20 protein-coding genes are annotated in these 25,339 nt (G+C 75.0%); 7 read left to right on the forward strand and 13 right to left on the reverse strand.

The window, feature by feature from the left end; genetic code table 11:
• The first annotated feature begins 78 nt into the window (after window positions 1–78).
• Both ACHZ99_RS04935 and ACHZ99_RS04940 read left to right on the forward strand, forming a co-directional pair.
• Entirely contained in the window at window positions 79–972 is an 894-nt protein-coding gene (locus ACHZ99_RS04935; protein ID WP_420303070.1) for a helix-turn-helix transcriptional regulator, read from the forward strand.
• A 1,993-nt stretch (window positions 973–2,965) separates the two neighbouring features.
• Complete coding sequence (locus ACHZ99_RS04940; RefSeq protein ID WP_420303071.1) at window positions 2,966–3,352, forward strand: hypothetical protein; 387 nt, start codon at window positions 2,966–2,968, stop codon at window positions 3,350–3,352.
• A gap of 157 nt (window positions 3,353–3,509) precedes the next feature.
• Here the strand turns inward: ACHZ99_RS04940 and ACHZ99_RS04945 are convergent, their stop codons facing one another.
• Window positions 3,510–4,187 carry an ATP-binding protein gene (locus ACHZ99_RS04945; protein ID WP_420303072.1) on the reverse strand — a complete coding sequence of 226 codons (678 nt, stop codon included), beginning with the start codon at window positions 4,185–4,187 and terminating at the stop codon, window positions 3,510–3,512.
• A 334-nt stretch (window positions 4,188–4,521) separates the two neighbouring features.
• Between ACHZ99_RS04945 and ACHZ99_RS04950 the strand changes: the two genes are divergently transcribed.
• The 3 genes from ACHZ99_RS04950 to ACHZ99_RS04960 all read left to right on the forward strand — a co-directional run bounded on the left by ACHZ99_RS04950 (window position 4,522) and on the right by ACHZ99_RS04960 (window position 5,994).
• The gene (locus ACHZ99_RS04950; protein ID WP_420303073.1) at window positions 4,522–5,373 is read left to right on the forward strand and encodes a helix-turn-helix domain-containing protein; all 852 of its coding nucleotides are present in this window, start codon (window positions 4,522–4,524) and stop codon (window positions 5,371–5,373) included.
• 11 nt (window positions 5,374–5,384) lie between these two features.
• Window positions 5,385–5,576: a hypothetical protein gene (locus ACHZ99_RS04955; protein ID WP_420303074.1), complete on the forward strand. Its 192-nt coding sequence runs from the start codon at window positions 5,385–5,387 to the stop codon at window positions 5,574–5,576.
• A 67-nt stretch (window positions 5,577–5,643) separates the two neighbouring features.
• Window positions 5,644–5,994 carry a cytidine deaminase gene (locus tag ACHZ99_RS04960; RefSeq protein ID WP_420303075.1) on the forward strand — a complete coding sequence of 117 codons (351 nt, stop codon included), beginning with the start codon at window positions 5,644–5,646 and terminating at the stop codon, window positions 5,992–5,994.
• Window positions 5,995–6,018: 24 nt separating this feature from the next.
• Here ACHZ99_RS04960 and ACHZ99_RS04965 read toward each other — a convergent pair whose 3' ends face one another.
• The 9 genes from ACHZ99_RS04965 to hrcA form a co-directional block, all read right to left on the reverse strand.
• Entirely contained in the window at window positions 6,019–7,119 is a 1,101-nt protein-coding gene (locus ACHZ99_RS04965; RefSeq protein ID WP_420303076.1) for a carbohydrate kinase family protein, read from the reverse strand.
• A gap of 231 nt (window positions 7,120–7,350) precedes the next feature.
• Complete coding sequence (locus ACHZ99_RS04970; RefSeq protein WP_420303077.1) at window positions 7,351–8,181, reverse strand: SAM-dependent methyltransferase; 831 nt, start codon at window positions 8,179–8,181, stop codon at window positions 7,351–7,353.
• Window positions 8,182–8,327: 146 nt separating this feature from the next.
• Complete coding sequence (locus ACHZ99_RS04975) at window positions 8,328–9,233, reverse strand: ribonuclease Z (protein WP_420303078.1); 906 nt, start codon at window positions 9,231–9,233, stop codon at window positions 8,328–8,330.
• Between the two features lie 16 nt (window positions 9,234–9,249).
• Window positions 9,250–9,609, reverse strand: coding sequence for a histidine triad nucleotide-binding protein (locus tag ACHZ99_RS04980; RefSeq protein WP_420303079.1), 360 nt, complete (start codon window positions 9,607–9,609; stop codon window positions 9,250–9,252).
• Between the two features lie 75 nt (window positions 9,610–9,684).
• Window positions 9,685–13,014 carry a S41 family peptidase gene (locus ACHZ99_RS04985; RefSeq protein WP_420303080.1) on the reverse strand — a complete coding sequence of 1,110 codons (3,330 nt, stop codon included), beginning with the start codon at window positions 13,012–13,014 and terminating at the stop codon, window positions 9,685–9,687.
• A gap of 194 nt (window positions 13,015–13,208) precedes the next feature.
• On the reverse strand, window positions 13,209–13,958 hold the full coding sequence (locus ACHZ99_RS04990; protein WP_420303081.1) for a 16S rRNA (uracil(1498)-N(3))-methyltransferase: 750 nt from the start codon (window positions 13,956–13,958) through the stop codon (window positions 13,209–13,211).
• A complete protein-coding gene (locus ACHZ99_RS04995; RefSeq protein WP_420303082.1) occupies window positions 13,955–15,049 on the reverse strand; it encodes a nitronate monooxygenase in 1,095 nt (364 codons plus the stop codon). Before ACHZ99_RS04995 ends, ACHZ99_RS04990 begins: the two co-directional genes overlap by 4 nt.
• 181 nt (window positions 15,050–15,230) lie before the next feature.
• A complete protein-coding gene (gene dnaJ / locus ACHZ99_RS05000) occupies window positions 15,231–16,364 on the reverse strand; it encodes a molecular chaperone DnaJ (protein WP_420303083.1) in 1,134 nt (377 codons plus the stop codon).
• On the reverse strand, window positions 16,365–17,390 hold the full coding sequence (hrcA, locus tag ACHZ99_RS05005; protein ID WP_420303084.1) for a heat-inducible transcriptional repressor HrcA: 1,026 nt from the start codon (window positions 17,388–17,390) through the stop codon (window positions 16,365–16,367). It abuts the gene before it with no gap.
• 142 nt (window positions 17,391–17,532) lie between these two features.
• Here hrcA and ACHZ99_RS05010 point away from each other — a divergent pair, with 142 nt between their 5' ends.
• Window positions 17,533–18,237: an MBL fold metallo-hydrolase gene (locus ACHZ99_RS05010; protein ID WP_420303085.1), complete on the forward strand. Its 705-nt coding sequence runs from the start codon at window positions 17,533–17,535 to the stop codon at window positions 18,235–18,237.
• Between the two features lie 9 nt (window positions 18,238–18,246).
• On the forward strand, window positions 18,247–19,077 hold the full coding sequence (locus tag ACHZ99_RS05015; RefSeq protein WP_420303086.1) for a DUF3097 domain-containing protein: 831 nt from the start codon (window positions 18,247–18,249) through the stop codon (window positions 19,075–19,077).
• 263 nt (window positions 19,078–19,340) lie between these two features.
• Here ACHZ99_RS05015 and hemW read toward each other — a convergent pair whose 3' ends face one another.
• From hemW to ACHZ99_RS05030, 3 genes are all read right to left on the reverse strand, one after another.
• Window positions 19,341–20,564: a radical SAM family heme chaperone HemW gene (hemW, locus tag ACHZ99_RS05020; protein ID WP_420303087.1), complete on the reverse strand. Its 1,224-nt coding sequence runs from the start codon at window positions 20,562–20,564 to the stop codon at window positions 19,341–19,343.
• A gap of 124 nt (window positions 20,565–20,688) precedes the next feature.
• Window positions 20,689–22,935 (reverse strand): SpoIIE family protein phosphatase, encoded by a 2,247-nt coding sequence (locus ACHZ99_RS05025; protein ID WP_420303088.1) that lies wholly within the window; start codon window positions 22,933–22,935, stop codon window positions 20,689–20,691.
• A gap of 495 nt (window positions 22,936–23,430) precedes the next feature.
• Window positions 23,431–25,338, reverse strand: coding sequence for an AMP-dependent synthetase/ligase (locus ACHZ99_RS05030; protein ID WP_420303089.1), 1,908 nt, complete (start codon window positions 25,336–25,338; stop codon window positions 23,431–23,433).
• Between the last annotated feature and the right edge of the window lies 1 nt (window position 25,339).

The raw sequence follows: 25,339 nt of genomic DNA on the forward strand, positions 1-25,339 counted from the left end.
TTCCGGCGGCCCGGGGTTTGCTGGGGAGCGGGAACTTATCCTGGTGGCCGTACCACCAGCTACGGACGAGGGGGATCCATGGCAGCGACCGTCACGCCGCCCGCGGGCGGCACGAGGTCCCGCAGGCACCGGGAGCTGCGCGAGTTCCTGATGACCCGCCGGGCGCGGGTGAGCCCGGCCGACGCGGGCCTGCCGGACGGCGGTGCGCGGCGCCGCACGCCGGGGCTGCGCCGCGAGGAGGTCGCGGTGCTCGCGGGCGTGGGCGCGTCCTGGTATCAGTGGCTGGAGCAGGGGCGGGACATCACGGTCTCACCGCAGGTGCTGGACGCGGTGGCGCGGGTGCTGCGGCTGAGCGACGTCGAGCGGCGGCACCTGTACGTGCTGGCGGGGCTGAACCCGCCGGCGCGGACAGCGGAGTACGACCCGGACTACCTGTGCGACGGGCTGAAGCGGGTCATCGACAGCTGGATGCCGCTGCCGGGGCACATCATGGACGCTTACTGGAACACGATCGCGCACAACGACGCCGCGGCCGTGATCTTCGCGATGCGGCCGGAGATATCCGAGAACTGCCTGGTCAACTTCTTCACCGACCCCGTGTACCGGTCCCGTTCGGCGCGCTGGGCGGAGACGGCGCCGATCGTGGTCGCGGAGTACCGGGCGGCGATGGCGGAGCGGCTCGACGACGAGGGCTTCCAGCTGGTAGTCGACGGGCTGGCGGAGCAGAGCGAGGAGTTCCGCGAGATGTGGAGCAGCGGAGACGTGGCCGCCGCCGGGCAGACGGCGAAGGAGGTCGAACACCCGCTGGTGGGCACGCTGTTCCTGGTCGGCACGCACCTCCAGCTGCCGGCCCGGCCGGACCTGACGATCGTGCTGCACAACGCGGTGGAGGGCACGGACACGGCGGAGAAGCTGCGGTGGCTGGCGTCCCCGGAGGGCCGCCGCGAGGGCCTGCACCGCCTCGCGGGCTGAGGGGCCGCCGGTTCCTCCCTGTCGGGTCGTAGGGGGCGGGGGGCAGATGGTGGGGGGAAGCGACGCCGCCGCCGGACGGCGGGGGTGGGGACGCCGGGGGCGGAGTGGTCTGCGCCGGGGGCGGCGTGGCGGCCGGGGCGGCAACGGGAGCGGGAGTGCGGCGGTGGGGTGGTGCCCGCGGCCGGTCGACGGGGGATCTGTGCCGGGGTGGCCGGGGCGGCGGTGTGCCCCGGCGCCGGGGCGGACGGGCCGGTGCCGGGGTGGGCAGCGGAGCGTTTCGGGAGCGGCGACGGGGGCCGCCGGCGCCGGGGGTGGCCGGGTCGGCGGGTTGCCCGGCGCCGGGGCGGACCGGCCGGTGCCGGGGTGAGGGGCCGAGCGTTTCGGAGCCTCGACGGGGGCCGCCTACGCCGGGGGTAACCGGGTCGGCGGGTGATCCGATGCCGGGGCGGATGGGCCGTGCCGGGCGAGCGGCCGTGCGTTTCGGGAACGGCGACGGGGCGCCCTACGCCGGGGGTAACCGGGGGCGGCGGCGTGACCCGGCGCCAGGGTGGACAGGCCGGTGCCGGGGTGAGCGGCCGTGCGGTTCGGGAGCGGTGGCGGGGGCGGCCTGCGCCGAGGGGGACGGGTCGGCGGTTGGCTCGGCGCCGGGGCGGATGGGGCCGTTCCGGGGTGAGCGGCCGTGCGTATGAGGGCCGCGGCGACGGGGGTTTGGAGCATTTGTCCCCCGGGGCTTCGCTGCCCGGCGTGTCAGGAGCGCTGGGCGTCGGGCTTGACCGGCGATTGGCACGGAGCTGGTGGCGATGCGCCCTCGTATCCCGCCCACGCCGCCGCCCGGGACCCGCTCCCTGCCCCGCGGCGCCCGCTCGCACCGCCCTCCGGGGACCACACGGGGCCCGGCGCAGCCAGGGCCCGCCGGGGTGCACGTCAGCGGGCGAAACCCGACCCCCGTGGGCGATTTGCTCAGGTTTGGCGGGCGAGTTACCGCCGGTTCGTCACCGCCACGTGCGCGCCGAGGAGCCTCGCGCACGTAGCTGGTCAAAACTCGGCCCCAGTGGGTGATTCGGACCGGTTTGACGGGTGGGTTACCCCGGGTTCGTCACCGCCACGTGCGCACCGAGCGCCCGCGCGCACGTGGGTGGTCAAAACTCGGCCCCGGTGGGCGGTTTGCCCGGGTTCGGGGAGGGGGTTACCGCGGGTTGTGACACGCGGCGGGTCCCCTCCCGGGGGCGGCGAGCAGCCGCAGGCGCATCGCCGCAGGGCGGCAGCGCCAGTGGGGCGCCCTGCGGTGCAGACGCGCTACGAGGGCCGATAGCCGCCCAGCTCCGCCACATCGCCGACCAAGCCCGACGCCCGCACTCCTGACACACCGGGCAGCAGGGCCCCGGGGGACAAATGCTCCAACACCCCGACGCCGCGACCCCACACGCCCGCCCACCCACCCCGGCGCCGGGCCACCGACCGCCCGCTGCCACCCCCGGCGCAGGCCCCCGCCCGACCCGGCCCCACGTACGCACGGCCATCCACCCCGACACCGCACCCCCACCCCGGCACCGAGACACCCGCCGCCCCCGGCCGCCCCCCGACCCAGACCCCGTCGCCGCCCCCGCACCTCGCCCACCCACCCCGACACGGTCCAACCACCCCGGCGCCGCACCACCCACCGCACCCGGCTACCCCCGACGCAGGCCCCGACGTCGCCACAGCGCCCGCGCGCACGGCCGCCCACCCCGGCGCCGCCCCCGTCGACCGAGAACCGCCCGTCCGCAGTAACCACCACACCGCCACCGCTGCCGCTGCCGCTGCCGCTGCCGCACGGTGCCCCGTCGAGCGGCCTAGATGATCGATTCCAAGGGGTCAGGTGCCCCTTCAGCAGCTCGGTCGTCCCCTAGAGTCCTGTCGCGAGGGTGTCCCACGTCGTTCGTCAAGAACGATCCTGGACACCCTCGCTCTCGTCTCCACAGGCACCCTTGGACCACGCCTCCAGGAGGAACCAGTGTCACCGCAACTGCACACCCCCGAGGAGAAGCTCGCCGACGCGAAGGAGTTGTTGAGCCTCCCGCGTATCGTCGTGATCTGCGGCTCCACCCGCTTCATGACCGAGATGAACGAGGCCGATCTGCGGGAGACCAAAGCCGGAAAGATTGTCGTCAAGCCCGGCTTTGACATGAAGTCGCCGCACGAACTCTGGTCGGATCCTGTCGAGGCCAAGGCGCTGAAGGTTCGACTCGACGATCTGCACCGGGCGAAGATCCGGCTCGCCGATGAGGTGCTCGTAGTCGGCAACTACATCGGAGACAGCACCCGAGCCGAAGTCGCCTACGCCCGGTCGCTGGACAAGCCCGTGCGGTTCACGCACCCCGAGGTCGACCCTGACGCCTGACCGCCTCGCGGTGACTTCGGCCGCCGCCCACCCCACACCCTCCGCGGGCGTCCGCTCGAAGTGATCACCCGGTCACCGACCGAGTCGACTCGCCGGTACCTGCCCCACCCCCAGCGGCCCACGATCCCGAGAACGGCTCCCGACCCCCCGCCGCCGGTCAGGCGACCTCCTCTCCGGCAGCGGCCGACGCCACCGGGTCCTGCCCCTCGCACGCGATCGAGGCCCAGGTGCACACCCCCGCGGCGGGCGGATGCGAGGCGGCGAACCCCCACTCCCCGCCACGCCCCTCCACCAGTTCACGCACCACGGCGAGCGACACCCGGCGGCGTTCGGCGCACTGTGCGGCGAGACGGGAATGGAGGTGCGGGGTGTGCGTGTCGTACGCCACCACTTGGAGCACGCCGTCGGAGCGGCGCAGTACGAGGTGGACCATCTCGCCCGCCCCGGTGAAGCGGCAGGCGTGGACGGCGAGTTCGTGGACGAGGCCGAGCGTCGGCTCGACCAGCCCGTCCTCGGATCCGTGCACGTCGAGGACGGCCTCGGCCGCCTCGTACGCGATCACCGGCGTGCCGGCGGCCGAGGGGAGCGTCAGCCCGTAGACGAAGTGGGAGGCGGAGGGCTCCCCGAGGTCCGGCGGGGGCGGTGGGCACTGGGTGACCGTCGGTGCGGGCCGGAGGGCGTAGGGCGAGCCGACCGCGTAGGCGGGCAGGCTGGTTCGCGCCCCGCGTGCGGCCCGTTGGTGACCGGCACGGCCCGCGGAAGTGCGGCGGGCGAGCGGGGTGACGTCGGGGGCGGCGTCGGGCATCGCGGGTGCCGGAGGTGCGTTTTCGGGCATGACGACTCCGTTCGGGGCGTGAACACTGGTACGGGCGCGTGTCGTTGGCGACACGGGAGGCGTTGTCGGGTCAGGGCCGGTTACGGCACGGGACAGTTCGCGACGCGGCGAGGCGGTGGCTCGTCTCCCTGGCGCGAGCACGCCCCTCCCAGGGAAGGAGGCTGCGGGCAGGCTCGCGCGATGCTCTTCTCGTTCGCCTTACGTGAGCGTCGAGTTACTTACAGTAGAGGAAGAGTGGCACATACGCCACCCCCAGAGTGATGGTTGGACCCCCAGTGGATTACGCTGGCCGCTCCCGGCAGACTGGGCCATGGCCCGAGCAGAAAGGCGATCGATGCCGCCACGCACCACACCTACGCAGCGACAACGCAGGCTCGGCGCCGAGGTCAAGAAGCTGCGCACGGAAGCGGGACTGAGCTCCGAGTACGTCGCGGGCTTGCTGGGCGTCGATCGAGGCAAGATCTCCAACATCGAGACCGGCATCCGCAACATCAGCCCGGACCGTCTGCGGACGCTGGCGACACACTGCGAGTGCGCGGACGACCGATACCTGGAAGCGCTGGTGGACATGGCCCAGCCGGCCAAGCCTCGCTGGTGGGATGAGTACCGGGGGCGACTCTCGCCCGGCCTCCTGGACATCGTCGAGTTGGAGTGGCACGCGACCCGCATTCAGACCATTCAGACTGTCCACGTGCCCGGGCTGCTCCAGACCGAGGACTACGCCCGGAGCGTCTTCACGGCGGTTCTTCCCGCCTTGTCGCGCCTCGAAGTCGAACTGCGCGTCGCTCATCGGATGGACCGGCAGCGCGTTCTGGACCGCGACGATCCGGTTGCGTACGTGGGATACGTGCACGAGGCCGCGCTTCGCATGCTGTTCGGGGGACGAGAGGCGACCCGAGGGCAGCTCAACGCCCTGATCGAGTGGAGCGAGCGAGCCAACGTCGTCGTGCGTGTCGTACCCGTTGAACTCGGAAGTTTCCCCGGAGCCGGGCACGCGTTGCTTTACGCGGAGGGGCCCGTACCTCAACTCGACACGGCGCAACTCGACTCAGCCCACAGCCCTGAGTTCATGCACGCTGAGCTGCAACTCTCGAAGTATCGGGCTCACTTGGAATGGATGGACCAAATGAGCCTGCCCGCCGAAGCGTCAAGAGACTTTATTCACGCCGTCATCAGGGACCTGTGAGGAATTCGACCGTGACAGACATCCAGTGGGAAGCCCCCTTCTGCGGAGAGGGAAACAACTGCTTCCGGATCGGCACCGACACCGACGGCAACGCCTACATAGCCGTGGCGGGTCAGGAGGACACCTACCTCACGGACACACGCGACGCGCTGCGCACACTCATCCGGGACATCAAGGCGGGCAAGGCCGACCACCTCCTGTAGCGCCCCGCCGCACCGGACCGGCTGCCTGCCGTTGGGAAGCCGCGGGGAGCTTCGTATGCTCGGCGGTATGAGCGAGAGCAGCCCGCTGGACCCCGAGGACCGCAAGATCGTCACCCTGGCGCGCAGCACGCGCGCCCGCAACGCCGTGCCGGAGGGCGCGGCGGTGCGGGACGAGACCGGCCGGACGTACGTGGCCGGGACCGTGGCGCTGGAGTCGCTACGGCTGACGGCGTTGCAGACGGCCGTGGCGATGGCCGTCGCCAGCGGCGCCACGTCCCTGGAGGCCGCGGCGGTGGTCACCGAGGCCGATGCCCCGGTGGACGCGGACCTGGCGGCCGTGCGGGACCTCGGCGGCGCGGGTACGCCGGTCCTGCTGGCGGGCCCGGACGGCTTGGTGCGGAGCACCACCCGCGCGTGACGGATCCCCCCACGGCGCGCCCCGCTACGGGCGGAAGCCGATCGTCGGGACCGCGCGGCGCAGCGGCCAGCGGCGGGGGGCGCAGGGCGTGATGCCGTCCAGGAACGCGTACCGGGCGAGGGCCTGCGGGTCCTGCTCGGCGACCGTGCGCACCCGCTCCCACCAGGCCGCCACCTCCGTCCAGCCCGGCGCCGACTGCGAGCCGCCGAACTCCTGCACCGACAGCGCCGCCGTCAGGCCCGCCAGTGCCAGCCGGTCCGGCAGCGGGTAGCCGGCGAGGGACGTGGCGACGAAGCCGGCGACGAAGACGTCCCCGGCGCCGGTGGTGTCCAGGGCGGTCACGGATATCGCGGGCACCTCGGCGCTCTCCCCGGTGCGGCTGTCCACCGCGTACGCCCCGTCGGCGCCCATCGTGACCACCACCACCGGCACGTGCTCGGCGAGGGCGCGGGCCGCCGCGCGGGGCGAGTCCGTGCCGGTGTAGCGCATGGCCTCCGCGGCGTTCGGCAGGAACGCCTCGCAGTGGGCCAGCTCCGGTATCTCCGCGAGGTCCCAGCGGCCGGTGTCGTCCCAGCCGACGTCGGCGAAGACGCGGCTGCCGTGCAGCGCGGCCTGCTCGATCCACGGCTGCCGGCGGACCGGGGCGAGGGAGGCGACGCAGGCGCGGCTGGCGGGCGGGCAGCGCGGGGGCTCGTCGGGGGGCGGGGCCTCGTGGCCGTGGGAGACCATGGTGCGCTCGCCGTCGTACGCCATGGAGACGGTGACCGGCGAGTGCCAGCCGCGGCAGGTGCGCGACAGGGACACGTCGATGCCCTCGCCGGCCAGGGCCTCCTGGCAGTGGTCGCCGTAGACGTCGTCGCCGAAGGCGGCGGACAGCGACGTGCGCAGGCCGAGGCGGGCGAGAGCCGTCGCCATGTTCGCGACGCCGCCGGGGCTGGAGCCCATGCCGCGGGCCCAGGACTCGGTGCCGCGGACGGGGGCGCTGTCCAGGCCGGTGAAGACGATGTCCAGGAAGACCGTCCCCGTCAGGTACACATCGATGGCCGGGTCGTCGGGCGTGCGCACATGCTTCAGCGGGTCTACGGCCGCCGCGGACGAAACGGGCGGGCCGGTGGGCGTGGTCACGTGGGCACCTCCCTCCCGACTCCGGCCGGAACACCTCTGCCCGGCTGAAATCAGTCTGCCTCAGCCCACTGACAACGCCCCGCGCACCGACCCCGCCGGCCGCCGCCCACCGCCAGCCGCCCGCCGCCCGCCGCCCTTCCCGCCTCCGCACGCCGCTCGCACCGGTCCGATCCGGCCAAGGTCGCACCGCTTACACAGAGGCGCCCGCCGCGCGGGAGCCGCGGTGGCGCGTCAGGGCTTTCGGGCGACGCCGCAGTAGTGCGCGACGTCGACGCGCGTCCCGACCTGCGGAGTCTCCGCCGGGGCCGGGCGCCAGCGAGGGCAGGAGACGACTCCGGGCTCAAGCAGCTCCAGGCCGTCGAAGAGGGTTTCGACCTCGGCGGCCGAGCGGATGACCAGCGGGGAGCTGCCCCGGCTGTTCCAGTGATCGGCCACCTGGCGCATCGCCTCGGTGTCGACCTCGGTCGTCGGGTGGGAGATCACCAGATAGCTGCCCGAGGGCACCGCGTCCATCAGCCGCCGGATGACCGCCCGCGCCTCCTCGATGTCGGGCATGTGGTTGACGATGCCCAGCATGGTGACGGCGACCGGCCTGGTGAGGTCCAGGGTGTGCGCCGCGATCCGCAGGATCTCCTGCGGATCGTGCACATCGGCATCGATATAGGCGGTGGCGCCTTCCGGGGTGCTGGTGAGCAGGGCGCGCGCGTGCGCGAGGACCAGGGGGTCGTTGTCCACGTAGACGACCCGGGCGTCGGGGGCGGCGCGCTGGGCCACCTCGTGGGTGTTGTCGGCGGTGGGCAGGCCGGTGCCGATGTCGAGGAACTGGCGTATCCCGAGCTCGCCGGCGAGCAGCTGGACGGAGCGTATGAGGAACAGCCGGTCCTCGCGCGCCGACCTGACCAGGGCGGGGGCCATGGCGAGCATCTCGTCCCCCGCCTTGCGGTCGACGGCGTAGTGGTCCTTGCCGCCGAGCCAGTAGTTCCACACGCGCGCGGAGTGCGGCAGGGTGCTGTCCACCGGGGAGCGGAGGTCGCGGGCGTCGTTCGGCACGGGCTCGTTCATCGCGGTGACCTTCTGGGCGTCGTCATGGGTATGCCGGAACATACTCGCCGATGGCCGGGGGGCGCGCAGCGGGAACCTCCGTTGCGCCGGGGCGCCCGCTCGCGGCGACGTACCACCGCGGCCCCCTGCGACGCCCCCCTCGCCCCTCAGCGGCGTCCCGGCACCGCCACCCGCCCCAGGTCCGTCGCCACCGTCAGCGGCCCCTCGTAGCCCGCCTCCCGCGCTTCCCGCGCGAAGTCCGCCGGGTCCGGGTAGCGCTGCGAGAAGTGCGTCAGCACCAGGTGCCGTACGCCCGCCGCGATCGCCACCCCCGCGGCCTGCGCCGCCGTCAGATGCCCGTACTCGACCGCCAGCGCGGTCTCCGCGCCCAGGAAGGTCGACTCGATGACGAGCAGGTCCGCCTCCTCGGCCAGCGCGTACACCCCCTCGCACAGGCCGGTGTCCATGATGAACGCGACCCGCTGCCCGCGCCGCGTCTCCGACATCTCCTCCAGCCGCACCCCCCGCAGCGAGCCCTCGCGCTGCAACCGGGAGATGTCCGGTCCGGTGATCCCCGCCCGCGCCAGCCGGTCGGGCAGCATGCGGCGGCCGTCCGGCTCGACGAGGCGGTAGCCGTACGCGTCCACGGGGTGATTCAGGCGGCGCGCCTCCAGGCGGTACGCGGGCGTGGCGGCGACCACGCCGTCCCCCTCGACCGGGCCCGCCTCGACCTTCGCGGTCTCCCGGTACGCGCTCGCGTAGCGCAGCCGCTCGAAGAAGTGCGCCCCGCTCGCCGGGAAGTGGACGGCGACCGGGTGCGGGACGCGGTCGAGGTTGATGCGCTGGATGACGCCGGGCAGGCCCAGGCAGTGGTCGCCGTGGAAGTGGGTGACGCAGACGCGGCTCAGGTCGTGCGCGGCCACGCCGGCGCGCAGCATCTGGCGCTGGGTGCCTTCGCCGGGGTCGAAGAGGAGGGCGTCGCCGTCCCAGCGCAGCACGTACCCGTTGTGGTTGCGCTGGCGTGTGGGGACCTGGCTGGCGGTGCCGAGGACGACGAGTTCGCGGGCGGGCAAGGCCGGGCGGGCGGCGCTATCCGGGCGGCCAGTTCAGGCCGCGGCCGCCGAGCACGTGCGCGTGTACGTGGAAGACGGTCTGGCCGGCGCCGGAGCCGGTGTTGAACACGACGCGGTAGCCGGTGCCGTCGACCTTGTCCTCGGCGGCGACCTCGGCGGCCTCGCGCAGCATGTCGGCGGTGAGCTGCGGGTCGGCGGCGGCGAGGCTGCCGGCGTCCGGGTAGTGGGCCTTGGGGATGACGAGGACGTGGGTGGGCGCCTGCGGGTTGATGTCGCGGAAGGCGATCGTCGTGGCGGTCTCGCGGACGACGGTCGCGGGCACCTCCCCCGCGGTGATCTTGCAGAACAGGCAGTCTGCCTGCGGCTCCCCGGCCATGTTCCCGGCCTCCTTCGTACGAGTCGGGCGGTACGGGCCGCATGGTACCCCGCGGCCCGCACCGGCTGCCCCGCGCTACTCCCCCGCCGGCGACTCCGCGGCCGGTCCCGACGGCTCCGGTCCCGACGGCTCCGACGGCTCCGGCTCCGACCCCGGCACCGCGGGCGGCGCCGCCGCCGGACTGCGCTCCAGCTCCGCCAGCGCCAGCCGCACCGCCGTCTCCAGCTGCGGGTCGCGCCCCTGGGCCCAGTCCTCCGGGGCCAGCCACACGTCCACGTCCGGCTCGACGCCGTGGTTCTCCACGTCCCAGCCCGGGCCCTCCATCCAGATGGCGTACTTCGGCTGGGTCACCAGCGTGCCGTCCACCAGCCGGTAGCGGCTGTCGATGCCGACGACGCCGCCCCAGGTGCGCTGCCCGACGATCGGGCCGATGCCCAGCGCCCTGATCGCGGCGCTGACGATGTCGCCGTCCGAGCCGGAGAACTCGTTGGCCACGGCGACCACCGGCCCGCGCGGGGCGTCCATCGGGTAGCTGACGGGCCGCAGGCCGCGGCCCGCGTCCCAGCCGACGATGCGCCGCGCCAGCTTCTCCACGACGAGCTGCGAGGTGTGCCCGCCCCGGTTGTCGCGGAGGTCGACCACCAGGCCCTCCCGGGCCACCTCGACGCGCAGGTCGCGGTGGAGCTGCGCCCAGCCGGGGCCCTGCATGTCGGGCACGTGGAGGTAGCCGAGGCGGCCGCCGGATGCTTCTCCTACGTAGGCGCGCCGCCCGGCGACCCACGCGTGGTAACGCAGCGGCTCCTCGTCGGCGACCGGCACGACCACCGCGTAGCGCACGTCCCCGCCGTCGGCCGGCAGCACGCTCAGCTCGACCGGCTTGCCCGCCGACCCCACCAGCAGCGGCGCGGGCCCGGCCAGCGGGTCCACCGGCCGCCCGTCGACGGCGACGATCACGTCGCCGGGCCGGACGGCGGCGCCGGGCGCGGCCAGCGGGGAGCGGGCGTCGGGGTCGGAGGTCTCGGAGGGCAGTATCCGTTCCACGCGCCAACGGCCGTCGTCCGCGCGCGTGATGTCGGCGCCGAGGAGCCCCTGGCGCCGCTCCGGGGCGCCCGCGGGGGTGCCGCCGCCCGGCGGGACGACGTACGCGTGCGACGTGCCCAGCTCGCCCTGCACCTCCCACAGCAGGTCGACGAGGTCGTCGTGGGTGGCGACGCGGTCCAGCACCGGGCGGTAGCGCTCCAGCACCCCGCCCCAGTCGACGCCGCCGAGGTCGGCGCGCCAGAAGTGGTCGCGCATCAGCCGCCCGGCCTCGTCGTACATCTGCCGCCACTCCGCGGCCGGGTCGAGCTGCTGCCGTACGCGGGTGAGGTCGACGGTGACGTTGTCCCCGTCGCCGTCGTCGGCGTGGCTGGCCTTGCGGTCGGCGGGGACGACCTTCAGCTTGCCGTCGGTGCGCAGCAGGAGCCGTTTGCCGTCGCCGGTGACGGTGAAGCCGTCGGCGTCGTCGGCGAGTTCCTCGACGCGCTGCTTGCCCAGGTCGTAGCGCTCCAGACGGGTGGCGGGCCGGTCGTCGTCGGGTCCGGCGGCGTCGGCGCCGAGGACGCCGCGCAGCGGGTGGACCAGCCACAGCAGGCCGCCGTCGGCGGCGCGCAGCGTCGAGTAGCGGGCGGCCTCGACGGGGAAGGGCAGGATGCGGTCGGCGAGGCCGTCGAGGTCGATGCGGGTGACCGGCGGGGTGTCGCCGGAGCCGGCGTCGTCGCCGTCGTCGGAGGGGCCGCGTTCGGGGGCCCGGCCGTGGCGCTGCGGGCCGAACGGCGAGGGGGTCTCGGCGGCGAGCGTGATCAGGTGCGGGCGGCAGGCGTACGGGAACGACAGGTCGAAGACGTGGCTGTCGTAGACGGGGTCGAAGGCGCGCTCGGAGAGGAACGCGAGGTGCTTGCCGTCGGCGGTGAACGCCGGCGAGTAGTCGCGGAAGCGCAGCGGCGTGGCCTCGGCGACGGACAGCGCGTCGGTGGTGGCCAGCTTGAGCTGCCGCAGCTCGCCCGGGCCCGGGTGGGACCAGGCCAGCCAGGCGGAGTCGGGCGAGAACACCAGCCCGCCGACGTCGCCGTGCTCGCTGGCGTCGACGTCCCGCACCTCGCCGGAGGCGCGTTCGACGAGGAGCACCCGGCCGTCGTGCGCGGCGACCGCGACGCGGCTGCCGTCCGGTGCGACGGCGAGCCCGGTGACGCGGCCGAGGCGCCCGGCGGCCACCCGGCGGGGCGTGGCGCCGGCGTCGCGGCCGGCGGCGGGGATGAACTCCAGCGCGTCCTCGCCCTCGGCGTCGGTCACCCACACGACGTGCTCGGCGCCCTCGGCGCGGAACACCCGCGGCATCCGGGCCCGTACGCCCGGCTCGGCGGCCAGCGCGCGGGCGGGGCCCTCGCGGTGGGTCACCCAGTGCAGGGTGCCGCGGATCTCGACGGCGCTGCCGCGGCCGGTGTGGTCGGGGCGGGCGGCGCCGAGGTTGTACCGGGCGCGCAGCGGGCGGGGGCGCAGGTCGGTGCGCTGGCCGCCGAGGCGGACGTCGACGCGGCGCGGCTCGGTGCCCTCGTCGAGGTCGTCGAGGAGCCAGAGTTCGCCGGCGGCGGCGTAGACGACGCGGACGCCGTCGGTGGCGGCGTGGCGGGCGTAGAAGCCGCCGAGGGGGGTGTGGCGGCGCGGCGCGGCGAAGGCGTCGGGGGCGTCGGTGTCCTGGCCGACGGAGTAGAGCGCGCCGGTGCCCTCGTGGTCGGAGAGGAACGCGAGCCGCCCGCCGGCCCACAGCGGGCACTCGGCGTTGCCGAGGAGCGCGTCGAGGTCCGCGGGCCGGGTGAACTCCCCGTCGGCCGCGGTGCGCAGCCACAGCCGGCCGGCGGTGCCGCCGCGGTAGCGCTTCCAGTACGCCGCCTCCCGGCCCATGGTCGCGGTGAGCAGCGCGACGCGGCCCTCCGGCCCGTACGCGACGTCCCCGACGGGCCCGAACGGCAGCGTGCGCGCGGGGCCGCCGCCCGGCGGCACGGCGCGCGCCCAGGTGCGGCGCAGCGAGTACTGGCCGTGGGTGGTGAGGGCCAGCACGTCGCCGTCGGGGGTCCAGCCGCGTACGGAGGTCTTGCCGCTGCCCCAGTACGTCAGCCGCTCGGCCGCGCCGCCGTCGAGGGGGGCGGTGAGGACCTCGGGGGCGCCGTCGCGGGTGGAGGTCCAGGCGACGCGGGTGCCGTCGGGGGCTATGCGGGGGTGGTCGACCGGCATGTTGTCGGCGCTCACCCGCCAGGCGCGGCCGCCGTCGAGGGGCGCCGCCCAGACGTCGTCCTCCGCCGTGAAGGTGATCAAGTCGCCGTGCAGGTGCGGGAATCGCAGGTAAGCAGGCTGAGTCACGTCGATCATCCCATCATGCGGAGGCCGCGCCCACCACCGCTTTGCGGTGCGGTGTGACGTTCGTCCTGTACCCATGTGGAACGAACCAGAACATCGCGGCGGAAACCCGTGGAAAAACCCTCGACGGCGGCGGCCGGAACGCCCGGATCAGGGCGTACGGTCCCGGCGGCCCCCGGGTCCGTACGGCCCGGCTCCCGGCGCGGTCAGGACCACCGCCCGGTCGCCGCGAGCACCACCGCACTCGCCGCGGTGCCGGCGGTGGAGGTGCGCAGCACGGTCGGCCCCAGTCGGTATGCCCCGGCGCCCGCCTCCTCGAACGCGGCCAGCTCCTCCGGCGCGACCCCGCCCTCGGGCCCGACCACGAGCACGACCTCCCCCGCCTCCGGCAGCGCCGCGGCGGCCAGCGGCGCGCCGCCCTCCTCGTGCAGCACGGCGGCGAACGCCGCGTCCGCCAGCAGCGGCAGCAGCTCCTTCGTCGAGTGCAGCCCGGCGACCTCCGGGAAGCGCAGCCGGCGGGCCTGCTTGCCCGCCTCGCGGGCGGTGGCGCGCCACTTGGCCAGGGACTTCCGCCCCCGCTCCGCGCGCCACCGGGTCACGCAGCGGGCCGCCGCCCAGGGCACCACCGCGTCCACCCCGGTCTCGGTCATCGTCTCCACGGCCAGCTCGCCCCGGTCGCCCTTCGGCAGGGCCTGCACGACGGTCAGCCGCGGCCGCGGCGCCGGCTCCCCGGCCACCTCGGCGCACGCCACCAGCAGCCGGTCCGGGCCCTCCGCGGCGGCCACGGTGCCGTACGCGCCGCGCCCCGCGCCGTCGGTGAGCACCACGTCCTCGCCGGGGCGCAGCCGCCGTACGGACACCGCGTGCCGCCCCTCCGGGCCGGTCAGCGTCAGCACCGCGCCGGGGCGGGCGGCGTCCAGCACGGCGGGCTCGGCGACGAACACGGGGGCGGTCACGGCAGGCCGCCCGAGGCGTCACCGGCGGGCTTCGCCGCCCCGCTGAGCGCGTCGGCCAGCTCCCGGGCCAGCACCTCCACCAGCTCGGCGGCGGGCAGTTCGCGCGCCAGCCGGTAGCCCTGGCCGGCCCACAGGGCCATGCCCTGCGGGTCGCCGAGGCGGGCGGCGGCGGCGCGCAGCGGGGCGGTCAGGTGGTGGACCTGCGGGTAGGCGGCGGGGGCGTACGGGCCGTGTTCCCGTACGAACCGGTTGACCAGCCCGCGCGCGGGGCGGCCGGAGAAGGCGCGGGTCAGCTCCGTGCGCGTGAACACCCCGCCGGTGACGGCCCGTTTGTGGACCGCGCCGGCGCCGGACTCGGGGCAGACCAGGAACGCGGTGCCGAGCTGCGCGGCGGCGGCGCCGGCGGACAGCACGGCGGCGATCTGCCCGCCGCGCATCAGCCCGCCGGCGGCGATCACCGGCACGTCGACCGCCTCCAGCACCTCGGCGAGCAGCGTGAGCAGCCCGCGGCCCACCCGGTCGTCCCGCGGGTCGTTGCGGAAGCCGCCCTGGTGGCCGCCGGCCTCGACGCCCTGCACGCACACGGCGCCGGCGCCGGCGGCCTGCGCCCGGCGTGCCTCGGCGACGTTGGTGACGGTGACGACCGTGTGCGTCCCGGCGCGGGCGAAGGCGTCGAGCACGGCGGGCCGGGGGCAGCCGAAGGTGAACGACACCAGCGCCACCGGCTCGTCCAGGAGTATGGCCACCTTGGCGTCGAAGGCGTCGTCCGTGCCTGCCTCGGCGTCGCCCAGCTCCGTGCCGTACCACTCGGCCTCGCCGGCCAACTGCTCCGCGTACGCCCCGATGTGGGCGGGGTCGGGCGGGGTGGGGGGCTGGGGCAGGAACAGGTTGACCCCGAAGGGGCGGTCGGTGACCGCCCGCAGCTGGCGGATCTCCTCGTACATCGCCTCGGGGGTCTTGTACCCGGCGGCGAGGAACGGGAGGCCGCCGCCCTCCAGCACGCCGGCGGCGAGCTGCGGGCAGGATGCGCCACCGGCCATGGGCGCCTGCACGATCGGGAAGGTGAACAGATCGTTCAGCTCGGTGGGCATGGCTCAATCCTGTCATGCAGGTCGGACACCGGCGGCCCGCTCCGGATCATGGAATCCGCACGTCTTCACGTGCCCGGGGACATGGACGTCCCCACCCACCACACCCGTCGCACGGGCCGCACTCCGCGGCGGCCCGGGCGACGGCCCGGCGACGGTCGCCGGCACCGGCAGCACCCCGCGGCTAGCGTCCGCTCCAGGCGTCCTTCAGCCGCGAGAACAACCCCTGCTGCCCCGGCTTGAACTGGCCCTGGGGCCGCTCCTCGCCGCGCAGCTGGGCGAGTTGGGTCAGGAGCCGCTCCTGCTCCGGGTCCAGCTTCTGCGGCGTCTCGACCTCGACGTGGACGACCAGGTCGCCCCGGCCGCCGCCGCGCAGGTGCGTGACACCGTGCTGGTGCAGCGGAATCGCCTGCCCCGACTGCGTACCGGGGCGGATGTCGACCTCTTCGAGGCCGTCGAGCGTCTCCAGGTTGACCTTCGTGCCCAGCGCGGCGGCCGTCATCGGGATCGTCACCGTGCAGTGCAGGTCGTCGCCGCGGCGCTGGAAGATCGGGTGCGGCAGCTCGCGGATCTCCACGTACAGGTCGCCCGCCGGGCCGCCGCCCGGGCCGACCTCGCCCTTGCCGGCGTGCTGGATGCGGGTGCCGGTGTCGACGCCGGCCGGGATCTTGACCGTCAGGCTGCGCCGCGAACGCACCCGGCCGTCGCCCGCGCACTCGGGGCACGGCGTGGGCACCACGGTGCCGAAGCCCTGGCACTGCGGGCAGGGCCGGGACGTCATGACCTGGCCCAGGAAGGAGCGGGTGACCTGGGAGACCTCGCCGCGGCCGCGGCACATGTCGCACGTCTGCGCCGACGTGCCGGGCGCCGCGCCCTCGCCGCTGCACGTGCCGCAGACGACCGCGGTGTCGACCTGGATCTCCTTGCTGGCGCCGAACGCCGCCTCCTCCAGCTCGATTTCGAGCCGGATCATGGCGTCCTGGCCGCGCCGGGTGCGCGAACGCGGCCCGCGCTGACCCTGGGTGCCGAAGAAGGCGTCCATGATGTCGGAGAGGTTGCCGAAGCCGCCGGCGCCGAAGCCGCCGGCCGCGGCGCCGTTCTGCGACAGCGGGTCGCCGCCCAGGTCGTAGACCTGTTTCTTCTGCGGGTCCGACAGGACCTCGTAGGCGGCGTTGATCTCCTTGAACCGCTCCTGGGTCTTCGGATCCGGGTTCACGTCCGGGTGCAGCTCGCGCGCGAGCCGGCGGAACGCCTTCTTGATCTCATCCTGCGAGGCGTCACGTCCGACGCCGAGGACCGCGTAGTAGTCCGTGGCCACTTATGACTCCGCCAGGATCTGTCCGACGTACCGTGCCACTGCGCGTACCGCTCCCATCGTTCCGGGGTAGTCCATGCGGGTAGGTCCGACCACGCCGAGCTTGGCGACCGCTTCGCCGGTGTCGCCGCCAGAACCGTATCCGACCGAGACGACCGAGGTGGCGGTGAGGCCCTCGTGGTCGTTCTCGTGACCGATACGCACCATCACGCCCGGTTCCTTCGCCTCACCGAGGAGCCGCAGGAGCACCACCTGCTCCTCCAGCGCCTCCAGCACCGGCCGGATGGTGAGCGGGAAGTCGTGGTCGAAGCGGGTGAGGTTGGCGGTGCCGCCGATCATCAGCCGCTCCTCGGTCTCCTCCACCAGCGTCTCCAGCAGCACCGACAGCACGGTCTGCACCGTGCCGCGGTCGTCCGCGGGGAAGGAGTCCGCCAGGTCGGCCACCAGCCGCGGCACGTCGCCGAAGCGGCGGCCGACGACGCGGCTGTTGAGCCGGGCGCGCAGGTCGGCGAGGGAGTCCTCGCTGATCGGCGCCGGGCAGTCGATCACGCGCTGCTCGACCCGCCCGGTGTCGGTGATGAGGACGAGCATCACGCGCGCGGGGGCGAGCTGGAGCAGCTCGACGTGGCGCACGGTCGAGCGGGTCAGCGACGGGTACTGCACGACCGCCACCTGCCGCGTCAGCTGCGCCAGCAGCCGGACCGTACGCCCGACGACGTCGTCGAGGTCGACGGCGCCGGACAGGAAGTTCTGGATGGCCCGCCGCTCGGGCGCGCTGAGCGGCTTGACGTCGGCGAGCTTGTCGACGAACAGCCGGTAGCCCTTGTCCGTGGGAATGCGGCCGGCGCTGGTGTGCGGCTGGGCGATGTACCCCTCGTCCTCCAGGGCCGCCATGTCGTTGCGCACCGTCGCCGGGGAGACACCCAGGCCGTGCCGCTCGGTGAGGGCCTTGGAGCCGACCGGCTCCTCCGTGCCCACGTAGTCCTGGACGATGGCGCGCAGCACTTCGAGCCGACGCTCGCTGAGCATGCTGCCCACCTCCGCACTCCTCGGGCCGCTCGACCGTTCCGCCGCTGGCACTCGACGGCGGTGAGTGCCAGGGTCCGGGGCCAGTGTACGGCCGGGTACGGGAGGCCGGGCAAGGCGGCCGGTCACGTTATAGCGTCGGGGAATGGCTGTCGGCTGGGAAGAGCCCGCGCCGGGCGTCGTACGGCGCCGGCTGCCCCGCTGGGACGCGACCGCGGGCGCGGTGCGCGGAGCGGAAGGCGTGCTGCTCGTGGACACGGGCGCCTCGCTGCGGGAGGGCGCGGAGCTGCGCCGGGCGGTACGCGAGCGCCTCGGCCGCCCGGTGACGCATATCGCGCTCACCCATCCGCACTTCGACCACGTGCTCGGCACCGCGGCCTTCGCCGGAGCCGAGGTCTACGGCCCGGCGGGCATGGCCGAGCGGCTGCGCGGGGAAGGCGCGGAGTCGCTGCGCGCGGACGCCGTACGCCACGGGCTGCCGCCCGACACCGCGGCGGAGGCCGTCGACGTCCTGGTCGCCCCGCGGCACGCGGTCTCCGGCACGTACCCGCTGGACCTCGGAGGCGGGCGGGAGGTGCTGCTGGCCGAGCTGGGCGCGGCGCACTCGCCGCACGACCTGGCCGTGGTCGTCCCGGGGCGGCCGGCGGTCGTCTTCTGCGGCGACCTGGTGGAGGAGTCCGGCCCGCCCTCGCTGGGCCCGGACGCCGACCCCGCGCGGTGGCCGGCGGCGCTGGACCGGCTGCTGGAGCTGGGCGGGCCGGGCGCGGTGTACGTGCCGGGGCACGGCGCCGCGGTGGACGCCGACTTCGTACGGGCCCAACGGGACCGGCTGGCGGAGCGCCTGTCGTAGTCTCACCCCGTGCGCCGCTACGACGACCCCGACCTCACGCCCCCGTGGAAGAAGCCGCGGCAGCCCGCCCCGGAGGTGCCGGCGGAGCCGGACCTCGTGGTGGAGGAGGTGGCCACGGGCTACTGCGGAGCGGTCATCCGTACCGAGAAGACCGCGGAGGGCGCGACGGTCACCCTGGAGGACCGCTTCGGCAGACACCGCGTGTTCCCGCTGACGCCGAACGGCTTCATGATCGACGGCAAGGTGGTCACGCTGGTCCGCCCGCGTGCCTCCGCCGCGCCGACCGGCCCCCTGCGGTCCGCCTCCGGCTCGATCGCGGTCCGCGGCCACACCGCGCGCGTGGCCCGCGCCGGCCGCATCTACGTCGAGGGCCGCCACGACGCGGAGCTGGTGGAGCGGGTGTGGGGCCACGACCTGCGGGTGGAGGGCGTGGTGGTGGAGTACCTGGAGGGCGTCGACGACCTCCCGGCGGTGGTCGAGTCGTTCGCCCCGGGCCCGGACGCGCGGCTGGGGGTGCTGGTGGACCACCTGGTCCCGGGCACGAAGGAGTGGCGCATCGCGGAGTCGGTGACGAGCGCCCACGCGCTGGTGGTGGGTCACCCGTACGTGGACGTGTGGGAGGCGGTCAAGCCGGCGTCGGTGGGCATCGCGGCGTGGCCGCGGATCCCCCGCGGGGAGGACTGGAAGACCGGCGTGTGCCGGGAGCTGGGCTGGCCCCCGGACACGGGTGCGGCCTGGCGCCGGATCCTGGGGTCGGTACGGACGTACCGGGACCTGGAGCCGGCGCTGCTGGGGCGGGTGGAGGAACTGATCGACTTCGTCACGGCCCCGGACGCCTGACACGGCAAAGGGACCGGGCCCGCCGCACGTGCCCCCGTCGCGGTGCGCCCCGCCGCGGTGGTGTGCCGGCGGTGTCACCGTGCGTGCCTACCCTGGGGCGGGTGTGCGGGGAACGTGGGCGGGGGCACGGCACCGCCCAGGCAACCGTGCTGCGATCCGGGGCCGCGCCGCGAGGGGACCGTGCTGCGATCCGGGGCCGCCTCGCGAGGTCCCTGGGCCCGGGTTCGACCGGCGGGAGGCCGGGGCGGGAGGCGTCCGGGCCCTCAGTCCACCAGGTCCCGCACCACCGCGTCCGCCAGCAGACGACCCCGCAGCGTCAGCACCAGCCGACCCGCGTCGTAAGGACCGCGCTCCAAAAGCCCGTCCCTTACCGCGCGCTCCGCCGCCTCCGCCCCCGCCGGGCGCAGCAGCGACCGCGGGCAGCCCGCCGACAGCCGCAGCTCCAGCAGGATCCGCTCCACCCGCCGGTCCTCCGCCGTCAGCACCTCGCGCCCCGCCGCCGGCGACCGGCCCGCCGCCAGGGCCTCCGCGTACGGCGCCGGGTGCTTCACGTTCCACCAGCGCACCCCGCCCACGTGGCTGTGCGCCCCCGGGCCCGCGCCCCACCAGTCCGCGCCCGTCCAGTACAGCTCGTTGTGCCGGCACCGGGCCCCGGGCTCCCCCGCGACCGCCCAGTTCGACACCTCGTACCACTCCATCCCGGCCGCCGCCAGCGCCTCCTGGGCCATCAGGTACCGGTCCGCGTGCACGTCGTCGTCCGTCGGCGGCACCTCGCCGCGCCGGATCCGCCGCGCGAGCTGCGTACCCTCCTCGACGATCAGCGCGTACGCCGACACGTGGTCCGGCCCCGCCCCCAGCGCCGCCGCCAGCGACGCCCGCCAGTCGTCGTCGGTCTCGCCCGGCGTGCCGTAGATCAGGTCCAGGTTCACGTGCGCGAAGCCCGCCGCCCGCGCCTGGGCCACGCACGCCTCCGGGCGCCCGGGCGTGTGCGTACGGTCCAGCACCCGCAGCACGTGCTCCCGCGCGCTCTGCATCCCGAACGAGATCCGCTTGAACCCCGCCTCCCGCAGCTCCGCCAGATACGCGGCGTCCACGGACTCGGGGTTGGCCTCCGTCGTCACCTCCGCGTCCGCCGCGAGGCCGAACTCCGCGCGGATCGCCGCCAGCATCCGCCCCAGGTCCGCCGCCGGCAGCAGCGTGGGCGTCCCGCCGCCGAAGAAGACGGTCTCGACCTCGCGGGGGTCGTCGCCGAGGACCTTGCGGGCGAGGCGGACCTCCTCGGCGAAGGTGGCGGCGTAGTCGTCGCGGGAGGTGCCGCGCAGCTCGGAAGCGGTGTAGGTGTTGAAGTCGCAGTAACCGCAGCGGGTGGCGCAGTACGGGACGTGGGCGTAGAAGCCGAGGGGGCGGGCGGCGGCCCCGGCCAGGGCTTCGGCGGGCAGCGTCCCGTCCTCGGGGGCGGGCTCGCCGTCGGGCAGTACGGAGGGCATGGCGTCCATTGTCCCCCGCCCGGCGCACAACCCCCGGCGCGCAGCCGTCGGCGCGCAGTCCCCGGCCCCGGGTCTCCGGGTCCGGCTCCCTGCCCGCGCCCCGCTGCGGCGCGGCCGCGGCCCCTCAGTACCCCGCCGGCTCCCCGCCGCGCGCCTGGAGCACCATCATCGCCAGGTCGTCCCGCGGCGGCACCGGCGCGAAGTCGTGCACCGCCGTCCTGATCCGCTCCGCCACCGCCGCCGCTCCCAGCCCCGTGCAGCAGGACAGCGCCTCCGCCAGCCCGTCCCCGTCGTCGAACAGCCGGTCCCCGTACCGCCGCTCCGTGACCCCGTCGGTGACGCACAGCAGCGTGTCGCCGGGCTCCATGTCGAACGACTGGCTGTAGTACTCCGCGTCGTCCAGCACGCCCAGCAGCAGCTGCGCGTCCGCCGCCGCCCGCACCCCGCCGTCGCTGCTCAGCAGCAGCGGCGGCGGGTGTCCGGCGCTGGCCACGGTGCAGCGCACGCCGCCGCCGTCCTGCTGGTGCGGCACCAGCTCCCCGTACAGCAGCGACAGGAACCGCGCCTGCTCCGGCGGCAGCCCGAAGGCGCTCGCCGCCTCCACCGCCTCGAAGGCGTGCTCCACGAGCGTGCGGTTCAGCCCGGCGAGGACGTCGGAGACGCCGTAGCCCTCGCGGGCCAGCAGCCGCAGCACCGGCCGGGCCATGCCGGTGACGACGGCCGCCTCGGGGCCCTGGCCGCAGACGTCGCCGAGGGCGAAGCACCAGCGGTCGCTGCCGCTGGGGAACAGGTCGTAGAAGTCGCCGCCCGCGGCGGCGCCCTCGGCCGGTTCGTAGACGACGGCGGTGTCCATGCCCGGCATCTCCGCGATGCCGCTGGGCAGCAGCCCGCGTTGCAGCACTTCGCTGATGGTCACCTGGCGGGTGTACTGGCGGGCGGCCGAGACGGCGTGCGCGACGCGGCGGGCGAAGTCCGTGACGACGGCGGCGACGTCGCCGCCGATCCGGGCGACGCCGGCGCGGCCGAGGAGCAGCGTGCCGACGCGCCGGCCGCCGGCGACCAGCGGGCAGGCGAGCGCGGGGCCGCCGAGCCCGTCGTCGGCGTCGGCGGGGCCGCGGGTGGCGCTGCCGGGCCAGGGCACGGGCGCGGGGCGGGCGTCCGGCGGCGGCAGCGGGTGCCGCTCCAGGGCCTCGCGGAGCGGGGAGATCCGCTCCTCGGCGGCGTGCCAGACCTGCGCGAGGCGGGGTTCGGCGGCGCCGGCGCCTTCGAGCCAGACGGCGCTCCAGTCGGCGAGCCGGGGTACGAGGAGCTGGGTGGCCAGCGAGGCGACCATGTCCTCGTCGAACTGCCCGGCGAGCATGTCGGAGGTCTCGGCGAGGAACGAGAACGCGCCGACGCCCGCCCAGGCGCCGCCGGCGCGCAGCTCGGGGTCGGTGGCGCTGCGCGGGGTGTGCGCGGTGGCCTGGCTGGGCAGCCGGAGCGCGGCGGTGCGGGCGACGGGCGGGTCGGCGGGGTCGTCGTCGGCGATGTCGTGCGCGCCGCGCACCGGCGCGGCGCCGGAGCCGTCCGCGTGGTGGGCCAGGCCGCGGCCGTGGGTGCCGTCGTCGGGGACGCCGTAGGCGCCGGCCTCGTCGGCGCCGCCCGCCGGGACCACGGCCGGGAAGCCGCCGGCGTCGGTACGGGCCGGGTCGGCGGCCTCCGTCCCGTCCCCGGCGGCGTTCGTGCCGTCCCCGATCTCCCGCAGCGGGCCCATCCGGAACCAGACCGTCTTCTCGCTGCGCCGGTGCTCGACGCCCCAGGCGTCGGCCAGCGCCGCGACCAGCTGGAGGCCGTAGCCGTACGACTCCTCGGGCGCCGGCAGCGGCATCACCCGGGCCGCGTGCCCATCCGTCACCTCCACCAGCAGCGTCGGCTCCGCGGCTGGTCCGCCGCCGTCCGTCCCGTGCCGTGCCAGCCCGGCGGCGGTGGCGTCCTCGGCGACGAGCCGGCAGCGCACCCGCACGTCGGTGCCCGCGTGCACCACGGCGTTCGTGACCAGCTCGCTGGTCAGCAGCTCGGCGTCGTCTGCCTCGGGCCCGGCGCGGCCGGCGAGCAGGTCGCGGACGAACCGGCGGGCCGCCCCGGCGGCGGGCATGCCGGCGGCGAGGGTCAGCGCGACGTCCGTGACGTCCTGCGGCGCACCCGCCGTGCGGCCGGGTGGCGGCGCGCCGTCGGCTCCGTCCGCTCCGTCGGTCCCGCCCGCGCCGTCCGGGTCGTCCGCGTCGTCGGCGCCGCCCGCACCGCCTCCGCCGCCCGTGCCGCCGCCGCCCCCGCCGCCGTCCCCGCTGGCCCGGCCGGCCCCGCCGCGCGGTCCCGCGGGCTCTCTGCGCACGACCGACACCGTGGTCGATCGACGTACGGCCTGCACTGCGAAGGTCGTCCCCACTGTCCTCTCCCGGCCAGAATCCGGCATACGGGCGTTCCCCGGGTAGCCAGGGTGACAGACTGAGCTCGCCCAGATGCGCCAAGTGACACAACTGGTGACCGGATATGGCCCATCCGACCCCCGTCAGGCCACCCGGATTACCCCCTCCCGCCACCCCCGCCCGCCCCGCCGCGCAGGCCGCGCGCGCCCGGGGCCCGGTTCCGTATCCGCGGCGAACGCGCAGCTCACGGCGGGTTTCCAGGGGTGCGTACGAGGCGTGCTTGCCCGCCGGGACGGCCCCTCCGGCACCCCGGCCGGGGGGTGGCGGCCGCCGTCAACCGGATCGCGCGATCCACCCGCACGAGGGGCGCGGCCGGCGGCGCCCACGCCGCCGCGTACTCCCGGACGCCCCGCCCCGCCGTGCTCCGCGGCCCGGCCGGGCGGTTCCGTGCGCCCGGCGCCTCAGCCCTCGCGGGAGCCCGCGTACATGTCCTCGATCAGGTCCTTGTACTCCCGCTCCACCACCGGCCGCTTCAGCTTCAGGCTCGGCGTCAGCTCCCCGTGCTCAATGTCGAGGTCCCGCGGCAGGATCCGGAACTTCTTGATCGTCTGCCAGCGCTGGAGCCGCTCGTTGAGCTGCTCGACGTAGCCCTCGACCAGCTTCCGCGCCTCGGCGGAGGCGACCAGCTCCGCGTACGACCGGTCCTCCAGCCCGTTCTCCTTCGCCCAGCCGGTCAGCGCCACCTCGTCGAGCGAGATCAGGGCGGTGCAGAAGTTGCGGTCGGCGCCGATGACGAGGATCGAGCCGACGTAGGGGCAGACGGCCTTGAACTGGCCCTCGACCTCGCTCGGCGCGATGTACTTGCCGCCGGAGGTCTTGATCAGGTCCTTCTTGCGGTCGGTGATCCGCAGGAAGCCGTCGTCGGACAGCTCGCCGATGTCGCCGGTGTGGAACCAGCCGTCGTCCTCCAGCACCTCGGCGGTCTTGTCCGGCAGGCCGTGGTAGCCCTGCATGATGCCCGGGCCGCGCAGCATGATCTCGCCGTCGTCGGCGATGCGGACCTCGCAGCCGGGCAGCGGCTTGCCGACGGTGCCGGTGCGGTAGGTGTCCTCGCGGTTGCAGAAGCTCGCGGCGGCGGACTCGGTGAGGCCGTAGCCCTCCAGGATGGGCACGCCGGCGCCGTCGAAGAAGTAGCCGATCTCGGGGGCGAGGGCGGCGGAGCCGGAGACCATGCCGTGCATCCGGCCGCCGAAGGCGTCGCGGAACTTGCCGTAGACGAGCTTGTCGGCGAGGGCGTGCTTCGTGGTCAGCCCGAAGGGCGCGGTGCGCTTGCCGGTGCGGCGGTGGTTGTCCTGGGTCACGCGCGCGTACTCGCGGGCGACCTCGGCCGCCCAGAGGAAGATCTTGTACTTGGCGCCGCCGCCGGCCTTCGCCTTGGCGGCGACGCCGTTGTAGACCTTCTCGAAGATCCGCGGCACGCCGCACATCCTCGTGGGCCGGACGACCGGCAGGTTCTCGATGATCTTGTCGATCCGGCCGTCGACGGCCATCACGTGCCCGACCTTGATGTGCCCGGCGGTCAGGACCTTGCCGAAGACGTGCGCCAGCGGCAGCCAGAGGTACTGCACGTCGTCCGGCTTGACCAGCTCGATGCCCTCGATCGCGTAGCCCATGTACGACCAGGCGTCGTGCGCCAGCCGCACGCCCTTGGGGCGGCCGGTGGTGCCGGAGGTGTAGATGAGGGTGGCGAGCTGGTCGGGGCGCAGGGCCCGGATCTGCTCGCGTACCGCGTCGGGGTTCTTCGCCAGGTGGTCGGCGCCGCGCCGCTCCAGCTCGGCGAGGGAGAGCACCCAGCCCTCCGGGTCGCCCTCGGCGGCCAGCGCCTCGCCCGTTCCCTCCGCGTCCACCACGACGACGTGCGCCAGGTCGGGCAGCTCCGCCCGCATCTCGCGCGCCTTGGCGAGCTGGGCGGCGTCCTCGGCGACGAGGACGCGGCTGCCGGAGTCGGCGAGGATGAACGCGGTCTCCTCGGCGTTGGTGCTGGGGTAGACGGTGGTGTTGGCGCCGCCGGCGCACAGGATGCCGAGGTCGGTGAGGATCCACTCCAGCCGGGTGTTGCAGGCGACCGCCACCCGCTCCTCGGACCGCAGGCCGAGGTCCATCAGCCCGGCGGCGATCGCGAAGACGCGCTCGGCGGACTGCGCCCAGGTCAGCGACTTCCACTCGTCCGCTCCCGACTCGCCGCCGGAGCCGGGCACGGGGTACTGGAACGCCTCCCCGTCGGGGGTGGACTCGACGCGGTCAAGGAAGAGCGTGGCGACGGACGGCGGGCGGCTGTCCAGCTTCGTCTGGGTTTCGGTCTCGGTCACT

Source organism: Streptomyces sp. MAR4 CNX-425, from assembly GCF_048656465.1.
Classification (GTDB): domain Bacteria; phylum Actinomycetota; class Actinomycetes; order Streptomycetales; family Streptomycetaceae; genus Streptomyces.